We start from the raw sequence: 10977 nt of genomic DNA on the forward strand, positions 1-10977 counted from the left end.
GGAAGCCATTTGAAAGGCTTCCTTTTTTATATTACTGATTTTGGTCAGTCGCGGCGTTTCTAGGCTGTATCAATACCTCGACGCGCCTGTTTTTGCTGCGCCCTTCAGCGGTTTTGTTCGACACGGCCGGTTTATACTCTCCGAAACCTTTGGCGCTGAAAACTTTTGCGTCAAGTTTCGGGTTTTCTGTCAGAATAGCCATGAAGTTGACGGCCCGCATGACGCTTAAATGCCAGTTAGATTGATATTGTGAGTTTTTAATCGGTACATTGTCCGTATGTCCGCTGATGATAATGTTCCTCGGCGGATTCAGCACAAGGAGATTCGAGATTTCCTTGGCAAGCGGAATATCTTCCTGACGGATATCCGCCCGTCCGGAATCAAAAAAGATACTGTCTTTAATCGTAATTAAGAGTCCTTCTTTAGTCAGCTTTGTTTCAAGCTGAGTTTCAAGCTTTTTATTTTTTATAAATTGATTGACTTGCTTTTGCACGCCTTCAAGTTCTTCGCGGTCGGCTGCTTCTCTTTCTTTCTTTTTCTGTTCTTTATCTTTTTCCTTGTCTTTTTTTAACTGATCAACGCCGTCTTTTTCGTTTTCAGGAGGGGTGAGGCTTGAATATTCAAGAACACCCGTGCCTCCGGTAAACACGGCGTTAAATGATTTAGACAGCATTTGGAATTTCGCCGCATCGACCGAGCTCATGGCGAACAATACAATGAACAGAGCCAAAAGAAGGGTGAGCAAATCCGCGTACGGGATCAGCCAAGACTCATCCACATGCTCGTCATCATGCTTCTTCTTCTTTTTTCTCGCCATTGTTTGCCTCTCCTTCTTGTTCAGCGACTTTTGCGCGTTCATTCGCAGGAAGATACATGAGAAGTTTTTGTTCGATCACTTTCGGAGCCTGTCCTTCAAGCACTGACAGAACGCCTTCGATCATGATTTCACGCAGTTTGACTTCCTGCTTTGATTTGCGTTTCAGTTTGTTGGCGAAGGGATGCCATAGTACATATCCTGTGAAAATCCCGAGAAGGGTGGCGACAAACGCCGCACTGATGGCATGTCCGAGCGCCTCGGTGTTGTTCATGTTGGAAAGAGCGGCGATAAGGCCGATGACCGCACCCAAAACGCCGAGTGTCGGCGCATATGTGCCGGCTTGTGTAAAGATGGCTGCGCCGGCCTGGTGTCTGTCTTCCATCGCTTCAACTTCCTCAGTCATAATATCTCTGATAAATTCTGCGCTTTGTCCGTCAACCGCCATGCTCAGGCCGTTTTTCAAAAATGCGTCATCCACGTCTTCAATGCTTGCTTCCAATGCGAGCAGACCTTCACGTCTGGCGATTTGCGCCCATTGAGAGAACATAGGAATTAATTGCGCAATTGTCAGCTGTTTGTTTTCTTTAAACAGCACTTTAAAAAGGGCAGGCACTTTTTTGATTTCTTTTCCGGGGAATGCGATGATCACCGCAGAAATCGTACCGAACAAAATAATCAGAATAGCTGCCGGGTTAGCGAGTGCGCTTAAGCTGACCCCTTTCAGCACCATGCCCACGCTTAAAGCAATCAAGGCGAGGATGATACCGATAATCGATGTTTTATCCATAGTTTTCACCAAATCCTTTATACTAGCTTTCTATGGTTAATATCGGTGGCAGTGCATGGAACTTTAGGGTGATTGAGAAATTGTTCCCGAATTCTTCACAGTTTCTCCCTTCCGGCATGGAGAAAGAAACAAAAAAGCGGCTCCCCGAAAGGAGGGAACCGCTTTTTTCTTATTGTGCCCGGACTTTGATGCCGTCCTCTTCCATTACGACACGGAAGGCTTTTATTTCGTTGTCATCCAATAAGAGATCTGTCATTTCGTCCTCGATCAATTCTTGGATGGTTCTTCTGAGCGGGCGTGCTCCGAAAGCTGGGTGGTAGCCGATTTCAGCGATTTGTTCTTTCGCATCATCGGTGACGCTCAGGCTGATGCCGCGCTCTTTTAATGTGTCTTCAAGCTCTGTGAGAAGCAGGCTGACGATTTTCACGAGATGTTCTTTTTTCAGGGATTGGAATTCAATAATGCTGTCAAACCGGTTTAAAAACTCCGGTTTGAAGAACGCGCTCAGTGAATCAATCAGCGTTTGTTCTTCCAGGACGCTCTCTTCAGATTGGAATCCGACTTTCACCTGTTTTTCGCCGGTTCCAGCGTTGCTTGTCATAATCAAAACGGTATCTTTGAAGCTGACCGTTCTGCCCTGGCTGTCTGTCAGACGGCCGTCCTCCATAATCTGCAGAAACATATGCTGGACATCAGGGTGGGCTTTTTCAATCTCATCGAGCAGCACGATGCTGTACGGATTGCGGCGCACTTTTTCCGTTAATTGACCGGCTTCATCGTGTCCGACATATCCCGGCGGTGAACCGATGATTTTTGATACGGCGTGTTTTTCCATGTATTCACTCATATCGAGACGGATAATGGAATCTTTTGTACCGAACAGTTCATCTGCGAGTGTCTTTGATAACTCGGTTTTTCCGACTCCGGTCGGTCCGACAAAGAGGAAGGAGCCGACAGGTCTGTTTTTGGATTTTAAGCCGACGCGGCTTCGTCTGACCGCTTTCGCCACTTTTTTCACGGCTTTTTCCTGACCGATGACGCGCTGATGAAGATGCTCTTCAAGTTCCTTCATTTTTACTTGTTCATCAGCCTGGAGTTTTCCGACCGGAATGCCTGTTTTCTGTTCAATGATGGCTTGAATATGCTCCGCCCCGATTTCAGGTGAAGAGGCCGGTGTTTCATGCGCCAGCTGCTTTTCCAACGCCGCTTCTTCATCACGCAGTTTCGCGGCAAGCTCATAATTTTCTTCATGAAGCGCTTTTGTTTTCTCCGCGTCAATTGCTTTGAGTCTCTCAGCCGCATCTTCTTCATTTACGGTATCAAGCTCCAAGTTCGCCTTAGAGCCGGCTTCATCTAATAAGTCGATCGCTTTATCCGGCAGGTGGCGGTCCTGAATGTAACGGGATGAAAGCGTAACACAGGCGTTTATCGCTTCATTGCTGAATGTGACGCCGTGGTATTTCTCATATTTATCTTTAATGCCTTCCAGAATGCTGATGGCTTGTTCTATTGTAGGCTCGTGAACCATGACGGGCTGGAAGCGTCTTTCAAGCGCCGCATCTTTTTCAATCTGGCGGTACTCTTTCAGCGTTGTCGCCCCGATGACCTGCAGCTCGCCTCTGGCAAGCGCCGGTTTCAGGATGTTCCCGGCATCCATTGATCCCTCGGCAGAGCCGGCGCCTACAAGAAGATGAATCTCATCAATGAACAAGATGACGTTTTTCCGTTCTTTTAATTCGTTCATTAATTGTTTCATTCTTTCTTCAAACTGGCCTCTGATCCCTGTATTGGCGACGAGAGAAGCGACGTCAAGCAGGTAAAGCTCTTTGTTTTTCAATTTGTTCGGCACATCGCCTTCAGCGATTTTAAGCGCGAGGCCTTCTGCAATAGCCGTTTTACCGACGCCCGGCTCACCGATCAGCACCGGATTGTTTTTATTCCGGCGGTTCAAAATTTCAATTACGCGCGCCACTTCATTATCGCGGCCGATCACAGGGTCAATCAGACCTGCTTTTGCGCCGTTTGTGACGTTTTGAGCGAGCTCGTCGAGCAGGCCTTTTTCAGGGCCGGCCTGCTGTTTATTTTGATTGGGAGCGAAACCTTGCTCAAACGGGAATCCGAATGATTGCGGCCCCATGCTCATAGACGGTTTTCGGGTTAATTCTGTATAACATGTTTCACATAAAACGAATTGTTTTTGAATGGAATTGACTTGCATGTTCAGGCGAATCGTCGCCTCGTTTTTCTGACAATGTTGACAACGCATTTGCCAAAACCTCCTTGAAAAATGTTTGATCATCTTTGACCAAATGGATTAGAAAATAAGGTCTTAACTTTGACCTTCTTTGATTAATAGTATACTCTGACCTTCTTTGACTTTCAAGTATTTTGTTTCAAACCCCGAAAAATAAATGTTTACAGCATGATAAGTGATATTTGTGAGGTTTGATTATTTTTGACCAATATAGTCAGAAAGGAAATGAAATGCTTTGACCTTTCTTGATGAAGAGTATACGCCGGCCCTTTTTTTCTTTCAATATTTTTGCTTAGAGGAGAGAGCTGAATCTGTTTTCTCCGGGGAAGGACGATTTGTTCGTCTTTTCGGGCGACTTGTCTCATAAGCATATATAAAGGCCTGGACAAATCTGCGCTTAGCCGGAGGGTGAAATGGGACAAACAAAAGGTTCTGCAAGTCAGCTTGCATTTGTATACGTAGGCACGGTTGTAGGAGCCGGTTTTGCCACGGGACGGGAAATCGTTGAGTTTTTTCTGAAGTTTGGCTGGATCGGTCTGTTCGGTATCGTGGTAAGCGGTCTGATGTTTACGTATTTAGGCGCCAAAATCATGATCATTTCCAAACGGATTCACGCAGCATCTTATCAGGAATTGAACACATATTTATTCGGCCAGTCCATCGGCCGTGCCGTAAACATGTTTATGATGTTTATATTGCTGGGAGTGACCTCTGTCATGCTGTCCGGAGCGGGGGCGCTGTTTCATGAACAGCTTGGATGGTCCGCACAAGCGGGGATCCTTTTGACGATCGTACTGAGCTTTGCCGTCATGACAAGCGGTGTTAAAGGTGTGTTCGGCGTCAATATATTGGTTGTGCCGCTTTTAATTTCTTTCTCTTTTATCGTGACAGCTGATTCATTTGTATTTACAAGCACGAGAAACGCGGACGAATGGGTATGGCCTGACAAGTGGAACTGGCTTTTGTCCGCCGTCTCTTACGGCGCGTTAAATTTATCGCTCGCCCAAGCCGTCCTTGTGCCGCTTGCGAACGAAATGTCTTCAGAGAAGGTGATCAGAAAGGGGGCTTATTTAGGCGGTGTTCTTTTGACACTGGTGCTTGCCGCGAGCTTTTTATCATTATCGGTGCTGCCGGATGTGCTGGAGTTTGACATTCCGATGGCTCAAGTTGTCTATTCGTATTCGCGTTCGCTTCATATCATTTATTTGTTTATTATTTTCGGGGAAGTGTTTACGTCGGTCATCGGCAATCTATACGGATTGGAAAAACAATTAAACAGTTTTCTTCATATAAAAAGTACATATATTTATGGCGGCATTTTGGCGTTTGCTTTCATTATCAGCCAAATCGGCTACGGACAGCTGATTTCCACCGTTTACCCGGTGTTTGGGTATGTGAGCCTCGCTTTTATCGGCGCATTGATTTGCAAAAAAATCCCGAAAGAAAAATAAGGATATAAGGAAAATGTCTGTATTTTTTGGGAATTCCCCTTCTTTTTTCCTGCCATTTCTGTATAATGAATTGGGAAATGATGGGGAGGAGTAAGAGATGAAGGATCGACGTGTATTATTGGGATTTATTTTTATTTGTATCGGAATTGTATTTTTTTTACAGAAGGCGGGAGTTATACATATATCCGCAGGTTCGGCGTGGCCGTTTCTTTTCATTATAATGTCCGCAGGATTTCACGCCGGATTTATTTTTGCGAAAAAAACGACTGAACAGGCGGGACTGCTCGTTCCCGGCGGTATGTTTCTTGTGCTGGGCTGCCTGTTTTGTTTTGAGACCGCAACGGGATGGACGTATTCAGGCGTGACGTGGCCTGTTTATATATGGGCGCCTGCTCTCGGTCTGTTTGAGCTGTGGTATTTCGGCGGGAGAAAGATCGGCGTATTGATTCCTGCTTTCATCCTGACAGCCGCGGGAGCACTATGCTTTGCCGGAATGCTGATGCCGGGGCTGTGGCCGCTTTTGATCATCGCAGCCGCGCTTTTGTTTCACGCCGCTGCCTTTATGCAGCCGAAAAAAAGATCGGGCCTTCTTATTCCGGGCGGCATTTTGCTTGTGACGGGCGGCTTGTTATGGTTTGAAACGCTGACGGATTGGACATACGCAAATGTGACATCGCCTGTCTACCTCTTTGCCGTTGCGTTCGGCCTGTTTGAAGCTTGGCTGTTCGGCAGAAGGAAAAGGGGGCTTTTGACTGCTGCTGCGGTTCTGTGCGCCGCGGGCATTTTCGGCATATTCACCAATGCAAATGAAGTCATCAGCGAACGCGGCTGGCCCGCTCTCATTCTTTTGCTGGGCGCCGCTTTTCACATTCCGATTTTCGGCCCGAAACCTGTCAAAAACGCAGGACTTCTCGTACCGGGCGGCATCTTGTTGATTACGGGGATCTTGTTTGTCTTTGAAACGGCAACCAATTGGTCCTACTCCGGTGTGACATGGCCTGTTTACCTGCTTGCAACGGCATTCGGTTTATTTGAGCTGTGGCTGTTCGGCGGGAAAGAGAAGGCGCTGCTCATCCCGATTGCGGTGCTGACCTTGACAGCACTTTGCTTTATGATGACGTCTCAGCCGATCATCCCGGTTTCTGTTTTCTGGCCTGCTTTATTTGTTCTGATCGGGATTGCGCTGATGGTATTTCCCGGGAAAAAACGCGGGGCCTAATCCCGCTTTTGCAGCCTGACACAGGTTCAGGCTGTTTTTTTATTGTCACGGGAAACAACATTATGGTATGATAGCGAAAGTGAAAAAAGAAGAAAATCCGTATGTATGCGGGAGAGGTTCTAGCTACACCCTCTATAAAAAACTAAGGACGAGCTGTATCCTTGGATACGGTTTTTTTTATGTTTTTTAGGGCGCCTTCTCCGAAAAAGGCGCTTTTTTTATGGAATGATAGATAAGGGAGAGAAAGACATGAAAAAAGAAAAAGCAGTTGTGGTGTTCAGCGGAGGCCAAGACAGCACGACTTGTTTATTATGGGCTTTGCAAAACTTTGAAGAAGTGGAAACCGTTACATTCCATTATAATCAGCGTCACCAAGAAGAAATCGATGTGGCAAAATCGATTGCCGAAAAGCTCGGTGTCAAAAATCACTTGCTTGATATGTCTCTTTTAAATCAGCTCGCGCCGAATGCGCTGACAAGAGATGATATCGAAATTGAAGCGAAGGACGGGGAACTGCCGACAACCTTTGTGCCGGGACGAAACCTTGTATTTTTATCCTTTGCATCGATTCTTGCATATCAAATCGGCGCGCGCCACATTATCACCGGTGTTTGCGAGACTGATTTCAGCGGCTACCCGGACTGCCGTGACGAGTTTGTCAAATCCTGCAACGTCACCGTCAACTTGGCGATGGAAAAGCCGTTCGTCATTCATACGCCGCTTATGTGGCTGAACAAAGCGGAAACGTGGAAACTTGCGGATGAGCTCGGCGCGCTTGATTTTGTAAAGAATAACACACTGACTTGCTATAACGGCATCATTGCGGACGGATGCGGCGAATGCCCGGCATGCCTGCTCCGCAATAAAGGATATGATGAATATATGAAAATGAAAGGAGAGCGGAACTAATTGCTTTCTCAAATTTACCCGCAGGTTCAGCATCCTTATTCGTTTGAGTTGAATAAGGATATGCACATTTCAGCCGCGCACTTTATTCCCCGCGAAAGCGCCGGAGCGTGCAGCAGAGTCCACGGGCACACGTATACAGTAAATATTACAGTTGCGGGGGATGAACTGGACGATTCAGGCTTTCTCGTGAATTTCAGCGTGCTGAAGAAATTGGTGCACGGCGCTTATGACCATACATTGCTGAATGACCATGAGGAATTTTCTGATGATGACAGATATTCACTGCCGACGACCGAGGTCGTGGCCAAAACGATTTACGATAAGGTGCAGTCCTACCTCGAAACACTGGAGAATCAGCCGGTCTGCGTGCAGATTTTTGTCAGGGAAACCCCGACAAGCTATTGCGTATACCGCCCGAAAAAAGGTGATAGGAATGGCTAAAGGAATTCCGGTATTAGAAATTTTCGGCCCGACGATACAAGGGGAGGGCATGGTTATCGGCCAGAAAACCATGTTCGTCCGCACGGCGGGCTGCGACTACTCCTGCAGCTGGTGCGACTCCGCTTTTACATGGGACGGCTCAGCCAAAAAAGATATCCGCTGGATGACAGCGGAAGACATTTACCGCGAGCTGAGAGAAATCGGCGGAGACGCCTTTTCTCATGTCACCATCTCAGGAGGAAACCCGGCGCTGTTAAAGCAGCTTGACGCGCTGATTTTGCTGCTGAAAGAGCACGGGGTGCGCGCCGCTTTAGAAACGCAGGGAACGGTCTATCAGGATTGGTTCACAATGATTAACGACCTGACGATTTCACCGAAGCCGCCAAGTTCGGGGATGACAACCGATTTTGCAAAGCTCGATCACATTGTGTCTTCGCTTGATGCGGCAGAAAGGCTTAACGCGGTCAGCTTAAAGGTCGTCATTTTTAATGATGAAGATCTGCAATTTGCGAAAACCGTGCACAAGCGGTATCCGAATATTCCATTTTACCTTCAGGTCGGAAACGATAACGTCCATACGACGGACGACCGGGCATTGATCGCACATCTGCTCGGAAAATACGAAACACTTGTTGATAAGGTTTCTGCCGATTCGGATCTGAATCTCGTCAGAGTCCTGCCTCAGCTGCATACATTGCTTTGGGGCAATAAACGGGGAGTTTAATAGAAAGGGAGATTTATATGACAAGAAAAGAATCAGAATTAGAAGGAGTTACGCTCCTGGGGAATCAAGGAACAAACTATTTATTTGAATATGCGCCGGAGGTTTTGGAATCATTTCCGAATAAACACGTGAACCGTGATTATTTCGTTAAATTCAACTGCCCGGAATTTACGTCGCTTTGCCCGAAAACGGGACAGCCGGACTTCGCAACTATCTACATCAGCTATATTCCGGATGAAAAAATGGTGGAAAGCAAATCGCTGAAGCTGTATCTTTTCAGCTTCCGCAACCACGGAGATTTCCACGAGGACTGCATGAACATCATCATGAATGATTTGATCGAATTAATGGATCCGCGTTATATCGAAGTATGGGGCAAATTCACGCCAAGAGGCGGAATCTCCATTGACCCGTATACAAACTACGGCAGACCGGGAACAAAATATGAAAAAATGGCCGAACATCGGATGATGAATCATGATATGTATCCGGAGACGATTGATAATCGGTAATTATTCCGTTGTGTGATACGGAGTGTGACCCGCACTAAGCTCAATAAAAGTGTGACCTGGTGCAACCTGAACTGTGACTTTTATGCAGTGAAAAATTGATAGTACAGAAGCAGATTAAGGCGTACAATTTGTACGTCTTTTCTTTTTTATCCGAAAGAAAAAATGCCTATCTAGAGATCATAGGCATTAAATATTATTATCAATATCTCATTTATTTCTGACTGTTCTTCATCTGTTAGGTGATGGTATTGAAGTTGTTTAGCATTTACTTCAGCAGCTACATCAATCCTAACTTAGTTGTTCTGGTTGTACAATTTCATATTCACCTTCTGCATACTCTTGCTCCGCATAATAGCCTCCCCATTGACAGAGCTCCTGCAAGATAGGTTTAAGAGATTCTCCAAGTTCAGTGGATGAATATTCAACCTTCGGCGGTACTTGATTATACATCTTTCTGCTCACAAGTCCACTGGCTTCAAGCTCTCTAAGTGTTTGAATCAGCATTTTCTGAGTTATATTTGGGATAATGCGCTTTAATTCACTCGTTCTCTTTGGTCCATTCATTAAAAAGTATAATACAAGGCCTTTCCATTTTCCGCCAATAACTTCCTTTGTCACTTCAAACCCACAGCTAAATTTTTTCATGTCTAAAGCTCTCCATTCCACATTTATTACTTTTTAGTTACTATATCACAAAAAAGTGGGTACTTCCGATAATGTGCTTACTGAAGGATACTATATCTTGTAAGTTGTTCTTCAAGTACTTAAAGGTACTAGACATAAAATAATATTAATTCTAAAGGAGTGTTAAGTATGGGTAAATTTGAAGGTAAAATAGCGCTTGTAACGGGTGGAACAAGTGGGATTGGTCTTGCTACAGCACAAAAATTTGTAAACGAAGGTGCATATGTTTATATCACGGGACGTAGACAAAACGAACTTGATAAAGCTGTTAACCAAATTGGCAAGAACGTAACCGGTGTTCAAGGTGATATTTCTAAGCTTGAAGACTTAGACAAACTATATGACATTATAAAGCAGGAAAAAGGTAAGTTGGACATTCTTTTTGCTAATGCAGGCATCGGCAACTTCCTTCCATTAGGTGAAATTACTGAAGAGCAGGTTGATAGAACGTTCGACATTAACGTTAAAGGAACCATCTTTACTGTTCAAAAAGCGTTATCACTATTCCCGGACAAAGCAGGTTCTATTATTGTAACGGGCTCTACTGCTGGATCAATTGGCAACCCAGCGTTTAGTGTATATGGAGCATCTAAAGCAGCATTAAGAGCACTAGTTCGCAACTGGATTCTTGACCTAAAAGGTACTGAAATCCGTGTAAATGTGGTTAGTCCAGGAGCTATTCTTACACCTGCCTACGATGAGCTTTTTGGTGATGCACTTGAAGAAGTAATGGAAAATAGCAGAAATACTGTTCCAGCTGGAAAAGTTGGGACACCTGAAGAAGTAGCAAACGCTGTATCTTTCCTTGCTTCAGACGAAAGCAGTTACTTGACGGGTGTTGAATTGTTCGTAGATGGCGGGCTAGCACAGGTATAATTTCACTTCGTAGAGATTACAAATAGTCCCCAAAAAAGGTTAAAATCAATCGTTTGGTAAGGTGTGAAATTGGTGTGACTTCATGATTAATGTCTAGAGCAAGTACTTATGGGACAAGACTTTGACCTGCCTTTTCTTCCACGAGGATTGCATGAACATCATCATGAATGACTTGATCGAATTAATGAACCCCCGCTGCATTGAAGTATGGGGCAAATTCACGCCTAGAGGCGGAATCTCCATTGACCCGTATACAAACTACGGCAGACCGGGAACAAAATATGAAAAAATGGCCGAACATCG

Annotated in this window: 11 protein-coding genes, 1 pseudogene and 1 riboswitch; of the genes and pseudogenes, 8 read left to right on the forward strand and 4 right to left on the reverse strand. The window is 45.4% G+C overall.

Translation table 11 applies throughout. The annotated features are described in order from the left end of the window. Positions 1–31 precede the first annotated feature (31 nt). The 3 genes from motB to clpE form a co-directional block, all read right to left on the reverse strand. Entirely contained in the window at positions 32–817 is a 786-nt protein-coding gene (motB, locus tag G9F75_RS08155) for a flagellar motor protein MotB (RefSeq protein WP_017417652.1), read from the reverse strand. Next, complete coding sequence (motA, locus tag G9F75_RS08160; protein WP_007408461.1) at positions 789–1604, reverse strand: flagellar motor stator protein MotA; 816 nt, start codon at positions 1602–1604, stop codon at positions 789–791. Before motA ends, motB begins: the two co-directional genes overlap by 29 nt. Before the next feature lie 169 nt (positions 1605–1773). Further along, on the reverse strand, positions 1774–3870 hold the full coding sequence (clpE, locus tag G9F75_RS08165) for an ATP-dependent protease ATP-binding subunit ClpE (protein WP_154817630.1): 2097 nt from the start codon (positions 3868–3870) through the stop codon (positions 1774–1776). A gap of 401 nt (positions 3871–4271) precedes the next feature. Here clpE and G9F75_RS08170 point away from each other — a divergent pair, with 401 nt between their 5' ends. From G9F75_RS08170 to queF, 6 genes are all read left to right on the forward strand, one after another. Next, positions 4272–5309, forward strand: a complete 1038-nt coding sequence (locus tag G9F75_RS08170) for a YkvI family membrane protein (RefSeq protein ID WP_017417655.1) — start codon at positions 4272–4274, stop codon at positions 5307–5309. Positions 5310–5406: 97 nt separating this feature from the next. Beyond that, positions 5407–6528: a hypothetical protein gene (locus G9F75_RS08175; protein ID WP_154817631.1), complete on the forward strand. Its 1122-nt coding sequence runs from the start codon at positions 5407–5409 to the stop codon at positions 6526–6528. A 107-nt stretch (positions 6529–6635) separates the two neighbouring features. Then, positions 6636–6680, forward strand: a riboswitch (PreQ1 riboswitch). A 97-nt stretch (positions 6681–6777) separates the two neighbouring features. Next, positions 6778–7437, forward strand: coding sequence for a 7-cyano-7-deazaguanine synthase QueC (gene queC / locus G9F75_RS08180; protein ID WP_003154679.1), 660 nt, complete (start codon positions 6778–6780; stop codon positions 7435–7437). Further along, on the forward strand, positions 7438–7878 hold the full coding sequence (queD, locus tag G9F75_RS08185) for a 6-carboxytetrahydropterin synthase QueD (protein WP_014417585.1): 441 nt from the start codon (positions 7438–7440) through the stop codon (positions 7876–7878). It begins immediately after the preceding gene. Beyond that, positions 7871–8602, forward strand: a complete 732-nt coding sequence (queE, locus tag G9F75_RS08190) for a 7-carboxy-7-deazaguanine synthase QueE (RefSeq protein ID WP_003154676.1) — start codon at positions 7871–7873, stop codon at positions 8600–8602. Before queD ends, queE begins: the two co-directional genes overlap by 8 nt. Before the next feature lie 17 nt (positions 8603–8619). After that, the gene (gene queF, locus G9F75_RS08195) at positions 8620–9114 is read left to right on the forward strand and encodes a preQ(1) synthase (RefSeq protein ID WP_003154673.1); all 495 of its coding nucleotides are present in this window, start codon (positions 8620–8622) and stop codon (positions 9112–9114) included. A 288-nt stretch (positions 9115–9402) separates the two neighbouring features. On the opposite strand, the gene G9F75_RS08200 is transcribed toward queF, so the two are convergent. Next, positions 9403–9759, reverse strand: a complete 357-nt coding sequence (locus G9F75_RS08200; RefSeq protein ID WP_003245808.1) for a winged helix-turn-helix transcriptional regulator — start codon at positions 9757–9759, stop codon at positions 9403–9405. 168 nt (positions 9760–9927) lie between these two features. On the opposite strand from G9F75_RS08200, the gene G9F75_RS08205 reads away from it, so the two are divergent. Further along, positions 9928–10674, forward strand: a complete 747-nt coding sequence (locus tag G9F75_RS08205) for an SDR family NAD(P)-dependent oxidoreductase (protein ID WP_167409034.1) — start codon at positions 9928–9930, stop codon at positions 10672–10674. A gap of 136 nt (positions 10675–10810) precedes the next feature. Further along, positions 10811–10977, forward strand: a pseudogene (locus G9F75_RS08210) (tunnelling fold family protein); the annotation flags it as partial.

The organism is Bacillus sp. EKM208B, from assembly GCF_011800725.1.
In the GTDB taxonomy this organism is placed as follows: Bacteria; Bacillota; Bacilli; order Bacillales; family Bacillaceae; genus Bacillus; species Bacillus velezensis.